The sequence below is a fragment of the Mediterraneibacter sp. 210702-DFI.5.30 genome (assembly GCF_020560115.1).
Classification (GTDB): Bacteria; Bacillota; Clostridia; order Lachnospirales; family Lachnospiraceae; genus Mediterraneibacter; species Mediterraneibacter faecis.
This window is the reverse complement of sequence record NZ_JAJCME010000004.1, coordinates 1-23591: the sequence shown is the minus strand read 5'-3', so window position 1 is coordinate 23591 and position 23591 is coordinate 1. Positions and strand designations below refer to the sequence as shown.

The window sequence follows — 23591 nt, the reverse complement described above, 5'->3', positions numbered from 1 at the left end:
GAATGTGAAAATTAGTTAATACATAATGCTGAGTAAATCGGAACATGTGAAAAAGAGGGATAAATAGAAATGCAGTTTAGAGATTTAAAGAAACAATATCAGGTATTAAAAGAAGAAATGGATGTTGCAATTTCTGAAGTATTAGAAAATTGTAATTTTATCAGCGGAAATCAGGTAAAAGAATTAGAGGAGCGTCTTGCGAAATATGTTGGAAGAAAACATTGTATTACATGCGGAAATGGTACAGATGCGTTAACGATGATGATGATGGCATGGAATATCAAAGAAGGAGATGCAGTTTTTGTTCCAGATTTCACTTTTTTTGCTTCAGCAGAAGTAGTTTCATTTGAAGGTGCAACACCTGTATTCTATGATGTTGATCCGGATAGTTTTAATGCAGATGTGACATCTCTGAAGGATGCAATTCAAAAAGTAAAGGATGAGGGAAAACTTATACCGCGTGCAATTATTGCAGTAGACCTTTTTGGACAGCCGGCAGATTATGAAAAACTTGAAGCAATTGCAAAAGAAAACAATCTTCTTCTGTTGGAGGATGCTGCGCAGGGATTTGGCGGAAGAATTGGTGACAGAGAGGCATGTAGTTTCGGTGATGCATCTACAACATCATTTTTCCCGGCAAAACCATTAGGCTGTTATGGTGACGGTGGAGCTATTTTTACAGATGACGATGAGACAGCAAAATTATTAGAGTCTATCCGTGTACACGGAAAAGGACAGTTTAAGTATGACAATGTACGTATTGGTTGGAATTCAAGGCTTGATACACTTCAGGCAGCAATTCTTGGAGTTAAACTTACTGCATTTGAAAAGAATGAACTGAAAGCTGTTAATGAAGTTGCAAAGAAGTATACAGAAGCTCTGTCAGATATTGTTAAGACACCATGTGTTAAGAACGGATTTTATTCAAGCTGGGCACAGTATACAATTCAGCTGAAGAATCAGGAAGAAAGAGATGGGCTTCAGGCTTACTTAAAAGAAAATGGTGTTCCATCTATGGTTTATTATCCGAAGCCGATGCATTTACAGACAGCATTTGCTGATACAAAGAAGTATGTGGATTGTTCGGTTTCAGAGGAACTCTGTAAGAAAGTTCTTGCATTGCCAATGCATCCGTATATGAATGCGGAAGATTTAGAGAAAGTATGTAATTGCGTGAAAGATTTTTTGAACTAGTCTTGTAACAGATTGAAAGGAAGATATTATGAGACAATTTTGTGGAATATTTATGACTAAACTAAAAGAATACGAACGAAGACATCCAATATTGATCATAATATGGTCTGTGTTAATTACAGCTCTTCTTGTGGCAGGAGTTATGGTGGGATTATCATTCCGCCATAACACTGCAAAAGAAGATGAGTATATAGTATTTAATAATAAATATATAGAAAAAGAACTACAACAGATTTTAAAAAAAGATAAAATAACGCAAGAGGATTTAGACAGTCTGCGGACAATAGATATAGAAGATAATCAGGAAATTACAGAAATTGCAGATCTGGCTAAGTGTAAGAAACTTACTCAGCTTACAATCAAAAATTGTAAGTTGAATGATATTTCGGCAATAGAAGGGTTAAATGAACTCCAGGTGCTTGATTTATCTGGAAATGAAATAAAGGATATAACAGCGTTATCAAAATGTTATTCATTAACTGAATTGACATTAACAAATAATCAGATATCAGATATTTCACCAATTTACGGATTGGAAAAAATACAAAAACTGGTTATCCAGCAAAATAATATCGGAAATATTCAAGAAGGAATCGAAAAGATGAAGAGCCTGACATTTCTTGATCTTTCAAAGAACCGACTTGTGAATATAAATCAATTAGCAAAAATTGAACAGTTAAATTTCCTGTACGCATCATCAAATATGCTTTCTGAAACACCGGAGTTAGAAGGCTTGACAAATTTAATTCTGTTAGATTTGGGGAACAATGCATTTTCTGAATTAGGATATTTGGGAAATCTTGAACAGTTAGAAGAACTCGATATTTATTCTAATCATCTGGAAGATTTTGATGTTTTAAAAAGTTGTCCGAATATAAAAAGATTAAATATTTCATATAATGAGTATTCCGGGTTAAATGGAATTGAGCAGTGTCCGGATCTCGAGTTTCTGAGCATGAAAGGAACGAAGATAACGGATATTAGCGTGTTGGAAAATCTTCATAATTTTAATACAATTTATCTGGATAATGATTTTGACAGATCACAGATTGATTTTATGATAGGTAATTTTAAGAATGGTGATGAAAAAACAAAGCAGTATTTATTGGATAAACAGTATAATTTAAATGATTGAGGGTTATATTTTGGAGATATTACTTATATTGGTGATTTTTGGGATTTCAACGATTTTGTTCAGTAAAGCAGCAGGAACGTTGAATCCTGGTAAGGTAAATGTTATATCATATATATATTATATTTTCATGTTACAGACATTTGCAGGAACGGCTTTAATTTTATTAGGATTTGACAAACACTATACACTGGGATATCTGTTAAATCGTGATAAAAGCTGTATGATTACAGAAGTAGTTGTTTTTGGAATTGCAATTTTTTTACCGGCATTTATTTTGCTTTGGGAGAAAATGTTCAGAGTCAACATGAAGAAACAGTATCAGGAGTACTTAAAGAAAGAAATAGAATGTGAAAAAGAAGATTTGATTTTTCCTTATTTTGCATTGCTTTCAATTGGGTGTATCGTCTTGTTGATAGGTCTTTTGGCGAAGATTGGATATATTCCGCTTTTGAAATTGATTCATGCGTCAGCGGATTTTGATTTTGCGACAGAGAGAACCAGAATAGGAGGACTTTATTTTATACATCCATATTTAAGCAACATTTTTGTTCTGATGATGGTACCGCTGCTTTCTTATGTGGCATTTGCATACATGCTGAAAACAAAGAAAATAAAATGGACAATTATCACAATTGCTCTATTTATTTCTTCTGTTATTATAAAGACATATAAATTTGAAAAATCATCGGTTGTTTTTTATTTTGCAGCCTTTATAATTATGTTAATTTATTATAAGGGTGGCATTAAGATGATTTATATGATTATATCTGTTGCATTTATGGCAGTAATTATAGTAGCATTTTATTTTCATACAGGTTTTTCTGGATCGCTTTTTGACATTTATAATGGACCGCTTGGAAGAACTTTGTTTACACAGGTGGGAACCCTGGCATATTGTTTTGATTTGTTCCCAACAGTGTTCGGTTTCCTTGGAGGCCGGAGTTTTACTCCAACAATTTTAAGATTAATCGGGATGAATAGCAGTGATTATTTGAGAAGCGCAAAACTGACAATGGCATTTTATGGATCAGAAAAAGTGTATGATGGCTCGGCCGGAGTAATGAATGCTCTTTTTGCAGGTGAAGCATATGCAAATTGGGGATATAAAGGTGTGATTTTTGCGGTGATTTGGGTTGCTCTTATTTTGAGTCTCGTAGTTTTGTTAATTATGAAACTTAAAAAAACACCTTCTACATTGGCACTTGGAGCTGTTTTAACAATTAAATTAGGAACAGCGTTGGAAGGTGGATTTTGTGATTTTGTATATAGCTTTGATCTTATACTAACTGTACTGTTTTTACTTGCAATTTATTACTTCTTTGAAAGAGAAGGAAAGATACAAAGGTATATCACAGGAATATCAGAAAAGGTGAAAGGCCAGTTCGTTTATGGGAGAAAAAATAAAAAGTAAGTTAAATGGTTTGATAAAAGGAGGCTTTTTTCACATTTTTGTAGGTAATACACTTGTGAAAATGATTGCTTTTGTTTCAAGTATTGTAATTGTACGTTTAGTTGACAAGACAGATTATGCTTATTTAACGTATGCTGATAATTTATATAACTATGTAGTTTCATTTGCCGGTCTCGGAATGACATCGTCGATTCTTAAATATTGTGCGGCGGCAGATACTGAACAGGAAGATAGAGCATATTTTGAATTTGCAATGAAATATGGAACTCTATTTGAAGCTATCTTATCTTTGATTGTAGTACTTTATGTAGCTTTAACTTCGATTCCGTTCCCTAATGCGCGTAGCGTTGTATATGTACTGGTGCTTTATCCTGTTTTTAATAATATATTGGCTACAGTACTTAGTTATTTGAGAGCACATAGCGAGAATGAGGCGTATGCACGTGCCGCTGTGGTTCAGACAACAGTTGTATTTGGATGTAGTGTATGTTTTGTTTTATTGATTGGTATCAAAGGAATTGCATTTGCCAGATACGTGGCGATCATAGTTGCAATCATATCTGTATGGGCAGCACTAAAGAGAAATATTTCTAAAGAGAAAGCGGCGAAGCTGAGTCCGGAACAGATAAAGGCATTTATGGTAATGTCTATCTCATTAATGCTTTCTAATCTGTTTTCACTGATTATGCCAATCAACGAGATGACACTTGTTAATGAATTACTGAGGAATGAAACAATAACAGCAAATTATAAAATTGCTATTATGATTCCCGGTCAGTTGTCATTCGTGACTCAATCAATTATTATTTATTATTTTACTATTATTGCAAAAGCATCAGATGGAAAAGAAGTGTGGAATATTTCAAAGAAAGTTGGTATGATGACAGCAGGAGTTATTGGTATCATAACTGTTGCAGGAGCAGTGCTTAGTCCGTATATCATAAGAATTGTGTACGGAAGTCGTTATGAAGATGCAACTGCTTTATCAACTGTTTTTTGGATAGTATATGCGTTGAATGCAGGAATCAGAATGGTTCCAATGAATTTTCTGCCGGCAATAGGAGTTGCAAAATTCAATGCAATAATGGCAGCAATTTCTTGTGGATTACATTTAATCATTACTTATTTTGCAATCAGTCAATTTGGAATCTGGGGAGCTGGAATTGCAACAGGATTTGTATATGTAGTATCAGGAGTGGTATACTGGGTATATTATCGGAAAAAGTGTTTATATGATTAAATAACAGATTTTATATAACAAGGGGAGAGAACATGTTAGTTTCTTTTTGCGTGATTGCATATAATGAAGAAAAAGCACTTGATTCGTTGTTCAAAGATATTATTGCACAAGATTATCCACATGGAAATATAGAGGTGATTCTTGTAAATGCAATGTCAACAGATCAAACGAGAAGGAAAATGGAACATTTTTCAGAAGAGGATCATGGCTTTAGAAGAGTTGTTGTTTTGGATAATGCGAAGAAAATTCAGGCAGCAGGATGGAATGTAGCAATTACAGCATCAAAGGGCGATATTATTTTAAGAATTGATGCACATACAATGATCCCGCACGATTTTGTATCTAAAAATGTTCAATGTATATTGAGTGGAGAGAATGTGACAGGAGGTAGAAGACCGAACGTCGTAGAAGAAGAAACCCCTTGGAAACATACATTGTTGTTGGCAGAATCTTCTATGTTTGGAAGTAGTATTGCACCTTATCGTAAAGGAAATCACAAAACGTATGTGAAGTCTGTTTTTCATGGAGCATATCGCAAAGAGGTATTTGAAAAAGCAGGGCTTTTTAATGAAAATTTAGGACGAACAGAAGATAATGAAATGCATTATCGTATTCGAAAAGCAGGATATAAAATTTGTTTTAATCCAGATATTATATCTTATCAGAATATTAGAAATTCATGGTGTGGAATGTTAAAACAAAAATATGGAAATGGGCATTGGATTGGCTTGACGCTTGGAGTTTGTCCGGGATGCTTTTCTATTCATCATTTTGTTCCTTTGGCATTTGTGTTTGCACTGATTTTAACAGGAATTATAGCATTGTTGGGAAACACAGGAATGCTTGTTTGCTTATGCATACTATATGTGATTGTCGATTTGTTAATGTCAGTGTTAGCTGTTCAAAGGCAAAAGTGGTACAATTATTATTTGATGTTGCCATTAATATTTCTATCACTGCATCTAGCATATGGAGTAGGAACCTTAATTGGAATTATAGAAATGCCATTTTGGGTAAGGAAGATTAAGAGGGATAAAAATGAGTAAAGAGAAGATATCATGGAAACAGAAAGAGCAGATTATATTTATATGTGAAATTTTACTATTTGTAATAGGATCTGTGTTATTTTTGGTATCAAGAGTGGGAAATCTCTTTAATCTGGGATTAGTGGCAATCATGATATTATTCTGTATGAATATCCTGTTCAGTATAAAAAACTTTAAAGAAAATTTTTTATATTTTTTCATGCAGCTTACACTTTTTACATTTCAAATCAGCAGACCTTTTATAGGAATGTGCAAAGGCAGAAAATGGTGGGAAGAAAGTTTTCAGAAAGAGGAAAATATTTGGTTTGCATTAACTTTGATTGTTATTACAGAGACTGCGCTTTATATTGGTGCTAACATTATAAAGTTTTTTCATATAAAAATCAGAGAAAACAATACACGTTCTTCAGATAGCATATTTTGTAAAGCAGAATTTGTCAGTAATCTCAGAAAGGTTTCAATGATTGTGTTTTATGTAACAATGTTGTTTTATCTTATTGAGCAATTTGAACCTTTGATTAAAATAGGAACTGGAAATTACTTGGATTATTACACAAATTATTCCAGTAGTCTGCCAGGTTTCTTTCATACGTTGGCCTCTTTTGCACGTTATAGTATATGTGTATTTCTTGCTACACTACCAGAAAAGAAAAAAACGTTTATTCCATTGGGCTTATACATCCTTTCCACGATTCCAAGTTTGCTGATAGGAGTACGGAATCCGGCAATGTTAAGTCTCCTGTTTGTATTATCTTATTATTTACTGCGAGATTATTTAGTAGATGATAAGAAATGGATCGGAAAAATTGAAAAAGGACTCCTTGCTATATGTACACCGGCGTTAATTATTTTTATGGGAGTATACGCATATATACGTAGTGGTTTAGAGATCGTAACCGGAAATTTTTTAACATTAATTGGTGATTTTTTCTATGGTCAGGGAGTTACATTTAACGTTACAGCAATAGCGTATGGATATCGAGAAGGAATCAGACTATCACCTCATTTGAATTTTACATTTGGAGATATTATAGACTATATTTATAGAGGAAGTATAGGACAGAAAATTTTTCATACAGAAGGCTTGACGTCGGCAAATAGTGAATTTAATGCCCTTCATAGCAATAATCTTTCTCATATTCTTTCTTATTTGAGTATGAAAGAAGATTATTTGAATGGTCGTGGACGAGGATCCAATTATTTGTTGGAGACATGGTTCGATTTTGGATATGTTGGAGCTTTTATATTCAGCATTATTTTAGGAATTATTTTACTATATATGGTATATGGCTTTGGAAAAAGAGCGTTGCTTAGTACAATTATTCTTGTCTCATTGCAAAATATTTTCTTTATTCCACGAGCGGAAGCAACTGGATGGTTAACATTTATTGTGTATATTCAATTTTGGCTTTGCATTGCTGTATGCTATGGTGGAACGTTGTTTTGTTATAAGACAAAACTATTTGACCGGTTAAAAAGAAAAAAAGCTCTATAATTATTTGCAGGGGAGGAAAAGGTATGAAGCGAAGAAAATGGATGGCTTTGATGTTATGTGCGGGAATATTTATGGCAGATTTTTCTGGAATACCGTTAAAAGTGTCAGCAGAACAGGTGGAACAGGCAGAAACGGTTTTGGATGATCAAGGCACACAGAAAGATGATGGTGAAAATACAGAACTGATTCAAGAGACAGAAGATGAAAATAATTCAGAAGAATCGCCGATCGAAACAGAACCGGAAGAAAGAGCGGCAGAAGATACAACAACGGAAGAATTACCATCAACAGAAGTGGTGACAGAATTAAAAACTACAATTGTCAGTAATAAAACAGCAAGAGAATATGTGGACAGAACCGTAGAATTGACAACAAATGTCGAGGATGCGGTCGGAAATGTTGAATACCAGTATACAGAAGAATATAGAGGGGAAACAGCTGTTGTTCAGGAATACGCAGAAAATCCAGTCTATTCATTTAAGACATCTGGCGTTGGTGAACATGTATATCGAGTAAATGTAAAAGATGAAAATGGCAATATAGGGTCAGCAGAGTATAAGATTGAGGTGGTTGCACATCCATCGAAAGTTCTTTCAGGAAAATTAACCAGTAATAAAACACAAAAAGAATATGTAGACAGAAAGATAACGTTAACTGCAGAAGCAACAAATGGATATGGGAATTATCAGTACAGGTTTACTGAGAAGAAAGACGGTGTAGAAACAGCATTACAGGATTATGGTGACACAAATACCTATTCATTTATAACAAAGGAATGTGGCGAACATACATATTATGTTTACATTAAAGATGCAGAGGGACAGGAAATACAGTTATCCTATACGATGACAGTTGTACTGCATCCGCAAAAGAAATTGACAGCAGAGCTTAGTTCGAATAAGACAAATCGAGAATATATACAAAGAACAGTTGTTCTGACAGCAGCAGCCAAGGGCGGCTATGGAAAGATCAAATATCAGTTTTCTGAAACATATGGATCAACAACGGCAGTAAGACAGGCTTATAGTGAGAAAAACACGTATACTTTTAAAACTTCAGGAACGGGACATCATGTGTTTTATGTTGACATGATTGATGAACAGGGACAGAAATCTAGAGCATCTTATGAGATGGATATTGTTGCTCATCCGGATAATGTGTTGACAGGTAGTGTGACAAGTAACAAGACGACAAAAGAATATATCGATAGAAATATCTGCTTAACAGCAAATGCAAAAGGTGGTTATGGTTCATTTAAATATCAGTTTGTAGAATCTTATAATGGAAAAGTAACTGTCGTTCAGAAGTATAGTGAAAAGAAGACGTATTCATTTAAGACAACAGGGCCAGGAACGCATACTTATTATGTATATATAAAGGATAAAGAGAATCAGAGTACAAAACTCAAATATTCCATGACTGTTGTAGTACATCCAGATAAAGTCATAAAAGCAGGTCTCAGAAGCAATAAAACAACGAGAGAATATGCAAAAAGAACTGTTACATTAACTGGCAGTGGAGTGGGTGGATACGGAAAACGTCAGTATCAGTTTACTGAAGTGTATGGAGCAACTACAAAGGTAAGACAGAGTTATAGTTATAAAAACACATATTCTTTTACAACGACGGGGATTGGAACACATATTTTCTATGTGGATGTAAAAGATGATGAAGGCCAGGTGGTACGTGCAACGTACACAATGCAGGTAGTGGTACATCCGGATAATCAGTTAAGAGGTTCCTTTGTAAGTAATACAAATGGTATAGCAAAAAACGGACAAAAAATACAGTTGACTGCAACTTCCAGTGGAGGTTATGATAATGCTCACAGATATCGTTTCAGAGAAGTATATGGTGGAAATAACAAAGTTTTACAAAATTATTCTACTAAAAAGTCATGTGAATTTACGTTCTCAGGAAATGGAGCACATACATATTATGTAGATATACTGGATTCGGAAAGTCAGATTTTAACATTGAACTTAAGGATAACATCTCCAGCCTATGTGGATAGAATGTCAGTATTCTCTACAGTGTCTACAAATAATGAAAACGGCACATATAATATGAGTAGAGCATTAAAGAGCTTTAATCAGGTTGTCATTCAGCCGGGACAGACCCTTTCATTTTTTGGCGTGGCAGGGCCATGTGGAAAAGCAGAGGGATATAAGCAGGCAGGAGTTGTAGGTGGTGTTGGATATGGCGGAGGTATCTGTCAGGCGAGCACAACGCTTTACGGAGCAGCAATAAGAGCCGGACTTACAATTGTTCAGAGAAGAAACCATTCTGTTCCATCTACATATGTGCCGATCGGTCAGGATGCAATGGTAGATTATGGATCATCAGATTTGAAATTCAGAAATGACTATGATTATCCGGTGAAACTGGTGACATATGTCAGTGGAAAAACATTGTATGCTGAAGTTTGGGGAATCCAACCAGACTGGTATGATTATGTTAATGTACGATCATGGAGTACAGGAAGCAAATCAGCGGTTGCTTATAGAGATTATGTTAAAAACGGAAAAACAGTAAAAACAGAACAGCTTCCAAGTTCATATTACAAATAATTTAAAATAACATGTTATAGAAAAAGACTGATTGGAAAATCAGTCTTTTTTTAAACGCATTTTTGTGTTATTATCATAGAGAAATCTGTGGGGAGCAATAAGCAAGAGGAGGTTAAGGTATATGAAAAAGCTATTAGTAGTTGTAATGTTGACAAGTATGGTGCTTTTTTCAGTGGGATGTGGGAAAAACAATGTGGATACAGAACAAAATACTACAGTAGAGGATTCAGGCAATAAGGATACAAGTGAAACGATAGATTCTGAAAAAAATAATCAAAAACAGGAGGAAGAAAAAAGCAATATTTCAGAAGAAAAGCAAGAGATGAAGACGTTGAAAATTTACTATGTGAATGAAAATGCTGAAATCGTTTCGGAAGAGATGAAGACAGAAAACATAGATGATACAACAGTTTGGAATCAATTAATAGAAAAAGGTATTCTGACAGAAGGTTGTAAATTGAACAGTTGTAAAATTGACGAGAATAATAAAACAATAGATCTGGATATGAATACAGAAGTTGGTGAACGTATCAGAAGTATGGGGACCACAGGGAAAGATGAAATACTTACATGTATTGTGAACTCCTATTTGGATACATATAACTGTGAGAAACTTAAATTAACAGAGAATGGACAGGCATTAGATACAGGTGATACAGAGTTAGATGGATACATGAATCACTTCTGATGGAAATAAGAGCAATTGATAAACATAGAAAATAAGTAGGAGGAAAAAATGATATCAAAAATAAGAACTTGTCTGGTCGCAATATTAGCAGCAGCAACTGTGGTTACATCAGTACCGGTTTATGCAGCGGACACAAAAGTGGATACAAATATAGAAACAGTTGAAAATCAGCCATCAGACAGTGAGCAGATAGAAGAAAATCAAGTTCAGAATGCAATAGAGCAGCACCTGAATTATTTGTACATAGAAAGTCCGTACGTAGAAACTCCGGCAACACAGAGAATTGTTGTTTCCTGGGGGGATGGAACAGAAAATATTGAAGAGATTGATTTAAGTGTAGAACATAATGGGGATACACAAACATGGACTTCTGTAAAATCAGAAGACGGTGTCTTTCTATATGAGAAGGCATATGCAGATGGAGAGGATGGAATTTATACAATAACCAAATTGACAGTAAAGACAGCAGAGATGGAAACAAGTTATTTGCTGTCGGATCTTGGAATGGAAGCAAAATTTGGTGTTAATGAAACATATGAAGGAATGTCAGAATTACAGCCGATTGAAGGACAACCGGATGCAGAAGCAGCAACTGATGAGGAGCAGTATGATGTTGCTGTTATGAGTATTGATGAAGATGGAAATGTGATGGAAGAGTCCAGTATAGAAGATGCATTGGAGAAAGCGGAAGTTGAAGAATATGATTCGGATGAAGATATTCAGACTTATGCAGAGGATAATGCAAGAGCTGTAGATGATTCGAGGGCTGTCAATGAGAATGTTGTGGTTGCCCTTGATCCGGGACATGATTCAACACACACAGGAGCAGGAGCGAATGGTGTAAGAGAGGAAGTTTTAACTTTAAAGATTGCACAATATTGTAAGGAAGAATTGGAAAAGTATGCGAATGTGTCGGTTTACATGACACGAACGACAGCAGCATGCCCATATCCAAGCAATAAGAACAGTGGTGGGGATATCAGTGACAGAGTATATGCGGCTGCAAAAGCAGGGGCAAGTATATTTGTTAGCTTTCATTTGAATTCTTCTACATCGACTTCAGCAAAAGGTGCAGAAGTAATTGTACCAAATGATAGTTGGAAACCAGAAGTTGCACAGCAGGGAAAAGAGCTGGCGAATGACATTATGGATGAGCTGACTGCGATTGGTTTGCAGAAAAGATCTATTTATAGTAAAGATACAACACTGGCAGATGAAAAATATCCAGATGGATCAAAATCAGATTATTTTTCGGTTCAGATTGCAGCGAAAGAAAATAATATTCCTGGAATTATAGTAGAACATGCATTTGTAACGAATACAGGCGATGTAAATACATATCTGAATAATGAAGCCGGGTTAAAAAAACTCGGTGTTGCGGATGCTACTGGTATAGCAAAGTATTTAGGAGTATCTAAGGAAAAAGGAACTTGGGTAGAGGATTCCAACGGATGGAAATATAAAGAGGGCGGAAAATATGTAACTAATTCCTGGAAAGACATTGATGGAAAGAGATATTATTTTGACGCAAATGGATATCGGGTGACAGGCTGGCAGACAATTGGTGGAAAAAAATACTTCTTCATGCCAGAAGGTTATATGATGACTGGTTGGATTTCTTTTGGAAGTACAAGATATTATCTGATGCCCGATGGACATATGCTGACAGGCTGGTGTAGCTTTGGAAGTACAAAGTATTATCTTGCATCAGATGGAAAGATGGTACGAGGTTGGCAGACAATTGATGGAAAACGATATTATTTTAATGATGATGGAGTGATGCAGACAGGCTGGCAGACAATCAATGGAAAGAAATACTTCTTCATGCCGGAAGGTTATATGATGACCGGCTGGATTTCTTTTGGAAGTACAAGATATTATCTGGATAAAAACGGAGTAATGCAGACAGGCTGGCAGACAATCGATGGAAAGAGATATTTCTTTATGCCGGAAGGCTATATGATGCGCGGCTGGATTTCTTTTGGTCAGACAAGATATTATCTGGATTCTAATGGTGTGATGGTGACCGGAAAACAGGTGATTGACGGGACAACGTATACGTTTGCTTCTGACGGTAAGCTGATTGTAGAGAGTAAACGTGGTTGGAAAACAGTAAATGGAAAAAAATATTATTACAATGAAAATGGAGTAGCAGTAACAGGCTGGCAGACGATCGATGGAAAGAAATATTTCTTTATGCCGGAAGGTTACATGATGACCGGTTGGATTTCTTTTGGAAGCACGAAATATTATCTTGGCACAGATGGAGTGATGCGGACAGGCTGGCAGACAATTAATGGAAAGAAATATTTCTTTATGCCGGAAGGTTATATGATGACCGGTTGGATTTCTTTTGGTCAGACGAGATATTATCTGATGCCGGATGGACATATGCTGACAGGATGGTGCAGCTTTGGAAGTACAAAGTATTATCTTGCATCAGACGGAAAAATGGTACGAGGCTGGCAGACAATCAGTGGAAAGAAATATTATTTTAATACGGATGGAATTATGCAGACAGGCTGGCAGACAATCAGTGGAAAGAAATATTTCTTTATGCCGGAAGGCTACATGATGACCGGTTGGATTTCTTTTGGAAAAACAAGATATTATTTGGATAAAAACGGAGTGATGCAGACAGGATGGCAATTTATATCCAATACATGGTATTATTTCCGAACCAATGGAACATTGGATGATTCTTGTACTACAGATCAGTTGATGGCTATTTCTGGAAAGACTACTGTGACTGCATCCCAGATGGAAAAATATTTTAAGGCTAAGGGTGCAACATATCCGGCATATTACGCTGAGACGGATGCGCCAACACTTGAAAAGTTCTGTCAGATTTACGTTGAAGAAGCGGATGCGGAAGGAATCAATGGGGCAATTGCATTTACACAGGCAATGAAAGAGACTGCATGGCTTAAATTTGGTGGTGATGTTAAGATTGAACAGAATAATTTTGCAGGACTTGGAACAACTGGTGGCGGCGTTGCCGGAGCATCATTTACTACAGTACGTGAAGGAATACGAGCTCAGATTCAGCATTTGAAAGCATATGGATCCAAAGATGCATTAAAGAATGAATGCGTAGATCCAAGATTTTCATTGGTTACAAGAGGAAGCGCTCCTTATGTGGAATGGCTTGGTCAGAAAGAAAATCCAAATGGATATGGCTGGGCTACAAGTGAAGGATATGGTATTGATATTGAAAAAATGGTGAAGAATCTGCAAACATATTAAAGAAATAATAGTTTGGGCGTCTATTGTAAGTTCAATAGGCGCCTTCTTAGTAAAACGATATTCATTGTTCACTATGCAGATGGAGAATATTCAGAATGAAAAAAATATGTTTTGTTAATTATGATATGACAGTAACAGGAGGAGTTGAGCAAGTCACAACAACTCTTGCCAATGAGTTTTGTAAAGAATATGAAGTATATATTTATGCAATTTTTGGAAAAGGAGGGCATGTTCCATATGACCTGGATCCGAGAATCACATACAGAGCAGAACTAGAAGAAGAGTGTCGAGTACGCGACAGAATTAAGAAGACATTTCAACCATTTAGAGAATTTGTTAGACAAAATCAAATAGATGTAGTTTTCCTTATGGAGAATTATCCTGCTATGACGGTTTCACCGGTTCGTTTTTTTACGAAAGCAAAGTATGTGTTTTGCGATCATGGTGCATTGATGAATGAATGGGAGAAGAAAGATATCCGCTTTTTCCGTTTCTGGGATTCGTTAATTTCACATTGTACAGTGACATTGACGGAGCAGAACAGACAGGATTATATTAGAAAATTTCATATAAATCCAAAGAAAATCCGAAGTATATATAATTGGATCAAACCAGAAATCCTGACTATGCGAAAGAAATACAAAGCGGATTCGAGAAAAATCATCACAGTTGGAAGATTCAGTGAAGAAAAGGGATATGATCTTCTGGTAGAAGTGGCGAAAAAAGTATTGCCTTCTCATCCTGAGTGGGAATGGCATTTATACGGGACGGGAGATACTTTTGACGAGATACACCAAAAGGTGGTAGAATACGATTTAACGTCTCAATTGATTCAGAAAGGGAATGTAAAAGATGTGTATAAGTTGTATAATGAATATGCATTTTTGGTATTACCATCTTACAGGGAAGGATTGCCGTTAGTATTACTTGAGGCAAAGGCAAGTGGACTTCCTATGGTGAGTTTTGATGTGACAACAGGGCCAAGAGAAATCGTTGAGGAGGGAAAGGATGGCTATTTAATCCCCCCTTATGATTTGGACAAGATGGCAAATCGTATAGAATTGTTGATGGATAGTGAAGAACGAAGAATTGCGTTTTCAAATCATACGATATCGGGTGTAAAAAAATTTGAAAAAGAAGAGATTTATCGACAGTGGACGAATCTGATAGATGAACTGACAATGGAAAGGAAGTAATTGGAAAGTAAATGAAAGTATTACAAGTTGGATTATCCTTTAATCCCGGAGGTATTGAAAGTTTTGTGATGACCTATTATAGGGAATTGAGTAAGCAAGGAGTAAGATTTGATTTTATAAGTATGTTTCCTCACCTTGCGTATGAAGAAGAAATCAAATCGCTTGGAGGAAAAGTGTTTCATACGTGTGATGCAAGAAAACATCCATTGAAATTCAGCAGACAAATGAGAAAGATACTTCGAATCGGAAGATATGATGCAGTTCATGTAAATATGCTGTCAGCAGCGAATATAGTACCGCTGATTGTGGCAAGCTATGGAAAGGTTCCAACAGTGATTGCACACTCACATAATTCTTCGACTCCGGGAGTGGTGAGAAATTTGTTGCACAGAATTAACCGACCGTTGATTCCAATGTTTGCTACAAAGTATTTTGCATGCAGTGAATTGGCTGGAGAATGGCTCTTTTCAAAAAAGATCAGAAAGAGTAACAATTATCATCTTATCCACAATGCTCTTGATCTGAAAAAATTTGCTTTCAGTTTGTCAGAACGTGAAGAGATCCGCCATGAACTCGGAGTAGAAGGAAAATTTGTGCTCGGACATGTGGGACGTTTTGAAGAACAGAAGAATCATAAATTTCTCTTAGAAATCTTTCGAGAGGTTGCATCTGCCTGTGAAGAAGCTATACTTTTGTTAGTGGGAGAAGGAGAACTTCAGGAAATGATCCAAAAGAAAGCTGAGGAATACGGAATAGAAGATAGGATCAGATTTCTAGGGATCAGAAAAGATGTTGCAAAATTATGGAAAGGAATGGACATTTTTGTATTCCCATCTCTTTTTGAGGGACTTCCTATTGTTGCGTTAGAAGCGCAGGCGTCCGGAATCAGGAGTGTAATGGCTGATACGATTACAACAGAAGTGAAGATAGTAAATAAAGTGAAATTTCTGTCGCTTCAGGACTCGCCAAAGGAATGGAGCCGTGTGATTCTTTCTTACAAAGGAGAAGACAGGAGCGAAGAAGAAAATTCAGGAATCAGGCAGGCATTTGCAAAAGCAGGATATGATATTGAAAGCGCTGCGCAGACTTTGCTTTCATACTATGAATAAAATGGAGGAGATATCATGCCGACAATCAGTGTGATCGTACCGGTTTATAAAGTTGAACCATATATAAGAAAGTGTGTGGATTCCATTTTGGGACAGACATTTTCTGATATTCAGGTGATTCTGGTAGACGATGGGAGTCCCGACCAGTGTGGAAAAATATGTGATGAATATGCAAAACAGGACAATCGAGTGGAAGTGATACATAAGGAAAATGGTGGACTTAGTGACGCCAGAAATGCTGGAATTCCCTATGCAAAAGGAGAATATATCATTTTTTTAGACAGTGATGACTATATTGAAAATGATATGTTTGAATATATGTATACACGTATCAAAGATAGCGGAGCAGATATGGCAACATGTGGCTTATATGAAGTGTATAAAGACAGAATCGAGACACAAAAGGAAGAGGTGGATTTTGTCTGCACAGGAGAAGAGGCTTTTCGCTGTATCCTCAGGGGGCATACGATCCGTGGAGAAATATGGAATAAGCTGATCCGGAAAAGCTGTATCGAAGATCTTCGTTTTCCGAAGGGAAGATTGTATGAAGATATTTATTATACAGTAGACCTTATGCAGCGAATTAAGAAAGTGGCAGTAGGAACAAAGCCGAAGTATTATTATCTTCATCGGGAAGACAGTATTACCGGAAAGGCATACCGCCCGAAAGTATTTGACATAATAGATGGATATACAAAGAATTATGAAGTAGTGAAAGAAAAATTTCCATCATTAACACAGGAGGCAGAGTGCCTCTGGATCTGGTCTCGCTTTATTGTTCTGGATAAGATGCTATTACAGGAGGATTATAAGAAGTTAGAAGGATATCAGGATTTAAAACGCTTTATTCGCGGGCATATCCTGACAATCCTGCGAAATCCATATTTTCAGCCAAAGAGAAAGATTTCATCTGTTGTATTGTGCGTAAATACGAGCTTGTACAGGAAGATGGTATTCATGAGTGAGGAAAAGAAAAAGTAGAGGAAAGGAAATCTCATGAGAGGAAAACAGGCATTAAAAAATATGGTGGCAAGTCTGCTTTTACAGGTAATTGTTCTTTTGTCTGGATTGATATTGCCACGTTTTATTCTTGAGGCATATGGATCGAGTGTGAATGGAATGATCACTTCGGTAAATCAGTTTTTAACATATCTGGGCCTGGCAGAAGCAGGAGTAGGAACGGCAACAGTTGTTGCGCTCTATACACCTCTTGCGTTGAACCAGACGGAAGAAGTGAATTCAATTCTTTCAGCATCAAGAAAATTTTATAACAAATCCGGAATGTTATTTCTGGCATTAACACTGGTACTTGTAGGGGTCTATCCGTTTTTTATTTCAGGACAGCTTGAGAACAGTCTTGTGCGTTGTATGATACTTGTTTTGGCAGGAAGTACTTTAGTGGATTATTTTTTTCTGGGTAAATATAGAGTTTTATTGACTGCAAATCAGGAAGGGTATGTGGTTGCACTGATTCAGGCAGCAGGAACGATTGTTAATATGGTTGTTTCTATTTTTCTGATTTATATTGGTGCAGGTGTTCTTTTTGTAAAGGCAGTTGCAACTGGTGTGTATATGCTTCGTCTTGTATTGGTTAAAATCTATGCGAAACGAAAATACCCGTCATTAAATTTCCATGCAGAACCAAATGAGGGCGCTTTAAAGCAAAAAAACGCGGCACTGCTTCATCAGGTTGTTGGTATTATTGTAAATAATACTGATACGACAGTGCTGACCATTTGTCTGGGAGCAAAGTCTCTTCTTGAAGTCAGTGTATATGGAATTTATATGATGGTGGTTAATGCCGTGAATCAGCTGATGACCTCTTTTTCGAATGGTCTGACAGCAGGATTTGGAGAAGTGATCGCCAAGAATGAGGAAGAGACATTAAAGAAGAGCTATTCAAGTTATGAGTATATGTATTTTGTAATTATGTTTATTGTGATAGCCTGTATGGGAGTCCTGATTCTGCCTTTTGTCGGGGTATATACCATTAACCTTACAGACGTACAGTATGTACGTCCGGTTCTTGGAATTTTATTTACATTAATTGTTTTTATGCAAAATGTAAGAATTCCAGGATTGACGATTATCTGCGCGGCAGGGCATTATAAAGAAACGAGATATCAGGCGATTTTAGAAGCAGTGATAAATATCACGGTTTCTCTTGGGCTGGTATGGAAGTTCGGCATGGCAGGAGTTCTTCTTGGTACAGTATGTTCTTATGGATATCGCTCTTTTGAAATTGTGTTCTATACAAGTCGACATCTGGTAAAAGGATGTGAAAAAAAATCTATGTTCCGAATTTTTAGAAATGTACTTGTCGTTGCACTTCTTTGTATTGTTGGAATATATGTTATTCCTCAAAATATAGCATCTTTTATCACATGGCTCCTCTATGCGATCGGAATGGTGGCTGTAAGCGTATTTACTATTGTTGGGGTAAATTATGTGGTTGAACCGGATGAGTTCAAAGAACTTCTACTTAGAGTGAAGGGCATTTTGAAAAGGAAAAAAGAAAATTGATTTCTTTCGCTTCCGGGTGGACAACTCCATTCAAACAGTGTACAATAGGATGGTATATAAGTTTAAGACAACAAAAGAAGGGGTAATTATATGAAAGCAAAGAAATTAGCGGCAGTAGCATTATCACTGTGTCTTACAGTGCCAATGTTCAGCACAATCGTAAGTGCAGCTGATGGTTCTCTGATGTTCTCTGATCCACAGACAAAGGTTGGAGAGGAAGTAAGTGTAGATCTTGTTGTGAGATCCGGTGATTCAGCTGTTGGTGATGCAGATATTACAATGAGTTATGATACTTCTGCACTTCAGTTTGAAAGCGGAGAGGGTGTAACAGCAGACAGTGATGGCAAGCTTACATACTCAGGAAGCGGAGACGGAACAGCGACAGAGCTTCGTACTACAATGAAGTTTAAAGCCTTGAAGATGGGAGACACAACGATCACAGTTGACAGCTCAAAGGCTTATCTGTATTCTGATGAGACGCTGACATTAGATCAGGGATCTTCCGCAATTAAGATTGAACAGGCAGATGATGGTTCAACAGAAGTTGAAGGAACCGGCAATACAGCAAGTACAGCAACAACTGGTACAGCCACAGATATCACAGTAAGTGTGAACGGAACAGATTACAATTTCTCAGAAGGATTTGCAACATCTGCAATCCCGGTAGGATACAGTGAGACTACAAAGACATTCAATGGAGAAGAGCACAAGTTTGTTGCTAATGAGGCTGGTGTTACACTTGGATATTTGGTAGATGCTTCCGGAGAAGGAAAGTTCTTCCTGTACAATGAAGATGATTCAACATTCGTTCCATATACAGAATTGAAGATTTCTGACACAACATCTATTATTCTTTTAACAGATAATGGAGGAGCAAAACTTCCGAATTCTTATCAGGAAGGGGAACTTACAGTAGCAGATCAGACGTATCCATATTGGGCAAACCCGGAGAATGATCGTTATGATCTCCTGTATGCGGTGAATACAAGAACCGGTGAAAAAGGGTTCTATCAGTATGATTCACAGGATGGAACTTATCAGAGTGTAGATGTTCAGACAACAGACAGTACAAAGAAGGAAGCAAAAGGGATTGTTGGAAAACTGGAGTCGCTTGTAAAAGAGCATCCAATTGTTCTTCTGGCTGGAGGAGCACTCATCGTAGTTGTATTACTTGTTCTTATGATTATGTTTGCAGTAAAACTTGTGCATAGAAATCAGGAACTTGATGATTTGTATGACGAGTATGATATTCCTTTTGAAGATGAAGATGAAGAAGATGACGAGCCGGTTGCTGCTAAGAAGTCAGATAGAAAGGCGTTTGGACGTAAAAAAGTAAAAGATGATGATTATGACGATGGTTATGATGATGATTTTAATGATGATTACGATGCCTTTGATGATGAGTATGCTGATTATGATTTTGATGATGATTACGATGATGATTATGACGATGAATATGATGCACCGACAGGAAATACAAGAAATTTAGGAAGATCAGCTAAAAAATCAAAAAAAGAAAGAAAATCAGATGATTATGATGTAGATTTCATTGATCTGTAAGTTTAAGAGACAGATGAAAGATACTGGTTAGCTGGTTGAAAAAATATAGACAGGATTAGAACGGATTAAGAAGGAAGTTCTGATCCTGTTTTTCTATCGTTCTTTTCAATCTTTATTAATTGATTATACACAGATTTATCACAATGCGGAGTTACTATGTAAACATCAAAGAAAAAGAATAAACAAGAGAAGAGGTAATCTTTATGGAGAATCAATATAATTATTATAATTCGGATGGAATGAATGGAAACGGACAGGGTGAAACACCATTTCATGATGACAATGGTGGTCAGAAACATCAAGTACCGCATGGTAAGAAACCACAAAAGAAAATTCCCAAAGCAGTGGCAGTGACAGGATTTGCACTATTGTTTGGAGTTGTTTCCAGTGGTACATTTCTGGCATCAAATGTTGTTGGAAGTAAAGTGCTGGGATTGACCGGTGTGACGAAGACCAATACTACGGCAACCAAATCTGTGAGCAGCAATGCTTCATTATCCAAATCTTCCAGTGTTGTAACTTCAGATGTTTCAAGTATTGTGGAAAATGTAATGCCATCAATCGTATCAATTACAAATATGAGTGTGCAGCAGGTTCAGGATTTCTTTGGTGGTGTGTCACAGCAACAGAGCGAAAGTGCTGGAACAGGAATCATTATTTCCCAGAATGATTCAGAACTTCTGGTTGTTACAAATAATCATGTAGTAGCAGGAAGCGATACATTAACAGTTACGTTTGATGATGGAACAAGTGTTGAGGCAAATATCAAAGGAACAAACTCAGAGTATGATATTGCTGTTGTGGCTGTTCCGCTTGATTCTATTTCAGATGATACGATGAAAAAAATTTCGGTAGCAACACTCGGAGATTCCACACAGCTAAAGGTTGGAGAACCTGCGATTGCAATCGGTAATGCACTTGGCTATGGACAGTCAGTAACAACTGGTGTAATCAGTGCTTTGAATCGTTCTGTTTCTGAAACAAACGAGCAGACTGGTGAGACAACAGAGAGTGATGCCAAACTGATTCAGACAGATGCAGCCATTAATCCTGGAAACAGTGGTGGAGCACTTGTAAATGCAAGTGGCGAAGTGATTGGAATCAACTCATCCAAGCTGGTTGGTGATTCTGTAGAAGGTGTCGGATATGCAATTCCAATCAGTGATGTATCCGATCTGATCCAGAATCTGATGAATCAGGCAACAAAGACAAAGGTTGCAGAAAAAGATCAGGGTGCAATTGGCATCAAAGGAATGAGCGTGCCGGCTGAATATTCCAAACAGCTGAATATGCCGGAAGGCGTTTATGGATCAGAAATTACAAAAGGCGGTGGAGCAGAGGCGGCCGGAATGGCAAAAGGAAGTGTTATCACAGCAATTGACGGAACAACCGTATCAAGCATGGATGATCTTCAGGAACAGCTTCAATATTATGCCAAAGGAGATAAGGTGTCACTGACAATTCAGATTCCACAGAGTAATGGAGAATATGAAGAGAAGACAGTGGAAGTTACTTTAGGTGCAAAATAAAAACTACTTTTAAGTGAATGTATTATGTTTAGGGATTGTCACGTGGCAATCCCTTTTGCTGTTGTTCACAATTTTTCTTATCTTCCATACAATAACAAAAAAGATATAAGGATTTATTTTATGGCACCATATTGTTCTAATAGGAATACGAACTGTTATTGTCAGAATGGAAATTACAGGCCACAAACAAGGCAAGAAAATGAAAGACAGCTTCATTGCAATATTCCTGTTCCTCCACTTCCGGAGCAGAAGTCGAAAAATTACTGTTGCGATGAGTGTGTTGGTGATTACAGCAAAACGGATGTTTTGCAAGAGTTTCCGGTTGCGATGGCTTATGTCCCATGGCAGCAGTGGAGAAAACTTCACGATCTCGGTTATGGATTTCAGTGTGGAACTATTTTTCAAGAGCTTGAAAAACCATTTCGTGGAAAAGGAGGATGCTGTAAATGAGTTGCAATTGTCATGAAATGAATCGAAGAGAACTTTTTGAATATATAAATCAGATTAGTTTCGCGGTGGATGATGTTAAATTATTTTTAGATACACATCCTGGAAATCAGAAAGCACTTGAATATTTTCAAAAATATAAAGAGAAACGTATTGAAGCACTCAAAGAATATGCAGAGGTATATGGACCTTTAACTGTAGATACAGTCAGCGAAAACAGTGACTGCTGGAATTGGATCAATGAACCATGGCCGTGGCAGGAAGGGGGATGCTGATTTATGTGGAATTATGAAAAAAGACTTCAATATCCTGTGAAGATAACCCAGACGAATCCGAAACTGGCGAAGATCATTATAAGTCAGTTCGGTGGGCCGGATGGCGAATTAGCTGCATCTATGCGTTATCTTTCACAGCGATATACGATGCCATATAAAGAGGTAACAGGAATACTGACTGATATTGGTACAGAAGAACTTGCCCATATGGAGATGATCTGTGCAATTATCTATCAGCTGACAAAGAATTTGTCACCGGAAGAAATTGAACGTTCCGGTTTTGCACCGTATTATGTTGATCATACACTGGCATTATGGCCACAGGCAGCCAGCGGAGCTCCGTGGACTGCAACGTATTTCCAATCGAAGGGAGATCCGATTACAGATCTTCATGAAGATCTTGCAGCAGAGCAAAAAGCACGGACTACGTATGATAATATCCTGCGGCTGATTAAAGATCCTGAAATCTGTGATCCGATCCGTTTTCTGAGAGAAAGAGAGATTGTGCATTATCAGAGATTTGGTGAAAGTCTAAGAATTGTACAGGAACATCTTGACAGTAAGAATTTCTATGCGATCAACCCAGAATTTGAATGAAGATGAAGTGTTTATTTTGTAAAAGGGATTGTCAGACGGCAATCCCTGATTTACATTTTATGTAAATACTGCTCAAAAATCCCCCTTTACTTTTCCCTATAAATCAGATATAATATACGCGTTGATGGGGAAACCATAACAATTAAATATACGATCAATGGGGATACTGTGATGTTATACTCACAGTATTTTTCTGTTTTTCTGATGAAAGGGACTTTTTTCCCTGAGTAAAAGAGGCTATAATAAAAGAAATTTATTGTCGGGTGTAAATATACGTTACTGTTCACTCCCGTGTCAATCACTCCGCTGATTGACACGGAGGATGCATGT

Annotated in this window: 18 protein-coding genes; all 18 read left to right on the top strand. The window is 36.8% G+C overall.

The window, feature by feature from the left end:
• The first annotated feature begins 69 nt into the window (after positions 1 to 69).
• The 18 genes from LI126_RS05330 (at position 70) to LI126_RS05245 (ending at position 23261) form a co-directional block, all read left to right on the top strand.
• Positions 70 to 1194, top strand: a complete 1125-nt coding sequence (locus LI126_RS05330; protein ID WP_020435741.1) for a DegT/DnrJ/EryC1/StrS family aminotransferase — start codon at positions 70 to 72, stop codon at positions 1192 to 1194.
• A gap of 28 nt (positions 1195 to 1222) precedes the next feature.
• Positions 1223 to 2329, top strand: a complete 1107-nt coding sequence (locus LI126_RS05325) for a leucine-rich repeat domain-containing protein (RefSeq protein ID WP_020435742.1) — start codon at positions 1223 to 1225, stop codon at positions 2327 to 2329.
• A 10-nt stretch (positions 2330 to 2339) separates the two neighbouring features.
• Entirely contained in the window at positions 2340 to 3740 is a 1401-nt protein-coding gene (locus LI126_RS05320; protein WP_226865781.1) for an oligosaccharide repeat unit polymerase, read from the top strand.
• Positions 3718 to 4980, top strand: coding sequence for an oligosaccharide flippase family protein (locus tag LI126_RS05315; RefSeq protein WP_020435744.1), 1263 nt, complete (start codon positions 3718 to 3720; stop codon positions 4978 to 4980). The genes LI126_RS05320 and LI126_RS05315 overlap by 23 nt, the downstream gene beginning before the upstream one ends.
• A 32-nt stretch (positions 4981 to 5012) precedes the next feature.
• On the top strand, positions 5013 to 6026 hold the full coding sequence (locus LI126_RS05310) for a glycosyltransferase family 2 protein (RefSeq protein WP_020435745.1): 1014 nt from the start codon (positions 5013 to 5015) through the stop codon (positions 6024 to 6026).
• The gene (locus LI126_RS05305; RefSeq protein ID WP_196019810.1) at positions 6019 to 7521 is read left to right on the top strand and encodes an O-antigen polysaccharide polymerase Wzy family protein; all 1503 of its coding nucleotides are present in this window, start codon (positions 6019 to 6021) and stop codon (positions 7519 to 7521) included. The genes LI126_RS05310 and LI126_RS05305 overlap by 8 nt, the downstream gene beginning before the upstream one ends.
• Before the next feature lie 23 nt (positions 7522 to 7544).
• Positions 7545 to 10091, top strand: a complete 2547-nt coding sequence (locus tag LI126_RS05300; protein WP_227164994.1) for a VanW family protein — start codon at positions 7545 to 7547, stop codon at positions 10089 to 10091.
• A 121-nt stretch (positions 10092 to 10212) separates the two neighbouring features.
• Positions 10213 to 10779, top strand: coding sequence for a GerMN domain-containing protein (locus LI126_RS05295; protein ID WP_117825418.1), 567 nt, complete (start codon positions 10213 to 10215; stop codon positions 10777 to 10779).
• Between the two features lie 48 nt (positions 10780 to 10827).
• Positions 10828 to 14025 (top strand): N-acetylmuramoyl-L-alanine amidase, encoded by a 3198-nt coding sequence (locus LI126_RS05290; RefSeq protein ID WP_227164993.1) that lies wholly within the window; start codon positions 10828 to 10830, stop codon positions 14023 to 14025.
• Positions 14026 to 14120: 95 nt separating this feature from the next.
• Positions 14121 to 15221 carry a glycosyltransferase family 4 protein gene (locus tag LI126_RS05285; RefSeq protein ID WP_227164992.1) on the top strand — a complete coding sequence of 367 codons (1101 nt, stop codon included), beginning with the start codon at positions 14121 to 14123 and terminating at the stop codon, positions 15219 to 15221.
• Between the two features lie 11 nt (positions 15222 to 15232).
• Entirely contained in the window at positions 15233 to 16330 is a 1098-nt protein-coding gene (locus tag LI126_RS05280) for a glycosyltransferase family 1 protein (RefSeq protein WP_117498062.1), read from the top strand.
• A gap of 15 nt (positions 16331 to 16345) precedes the next feature.
• On the top strand, positions 16346 to 17311 hold the full coding sequence (locus LI126_RS05275) for a glycosyltransferase family 2 protein (protein WP_227164991.1): 966 nt from the start codon (positions 16346 to 16348) through the stop codon (positions 17309 to 17311).
• 15 nt (positions 17312 to 17326) lie between these two features.
• Positions 17327 to 18853 carry a lipopolysaccharide biosynthesis protein gene (locus tag LI126_RS05270; RefSeq protein ID WP_227164990.1) on the top strand — a complete coding sequence of 509 codons (1527 nt, stop codon included), beginning with the start codon at positions 17327 to 17329 and terminating at the stop codon, positions 18851 to 18853.
• Positions 18854 to 18943: 90 nt separating this feature from the next.
• On the top strand, positions 18944 to 20413 hold the full coding sequence (locus tag LI126_RS05265; protein ID WP_227164989.1) for a cohesin domain-containing protein: 1470 nt from the start codon (positions 18944 to 18946) through the stop codon (positions 20411 to 20413).
• 203 nt (positions 20414 to 20616) lie between these two features.
• Positions 20617 to 21942 (top strand): S1C family serine protease, encoded by a 1326-nt coding sequence (locus LI126_RS05260; protein ID WP_227164988.1) that lies wholly within the window; start codon positions 20617 to 20619, stop codon positions 21940 to 21942.
• A 120-nt stretch (positions 21943 to 22062) separates the two neighbouring features.
• Positions 22063 to 22392 carry a spore coat associated protein CotJA gene (locus tag LI126_RS05255; RefSeq protein ID WP_020435757.1) on the top strand — a complete coding sequence of 110 codons (330 nt, stop codon included), beginning with the start codon at positions 22063 to 22065 and terminating at the stop codon, positions 22390 to 22392.
• Positions 22389 to 22664 (top strand): spore coat protein CotJB, encoded by a 276-nt coding sequence (locus LI126_RS05250; protein WP_020435758.1) that lies wholly within the window; start codon positions 22389 to 22391, stop codon positions 22662 to 22664. The genes LI126_RS05255 and LI126_RS05250 overlap by 4 nt, the downstream gene beginning before the upstream one ends.
• Positions 22665 to 22667: 3 nt before the next feature.
• Positions 22668 to 23261, top strand: a complete 594-nt coding sequence (locus tag LI126_RS05245) for a manganese catalase family protein (RefSeq protein ID WP_015528852.1) — start codon at positions 22668 to 22670, stop codon at positions 23259 to 23261.
• Positions 23262 to 23591 lie beyond the last annotated feature (330 nt).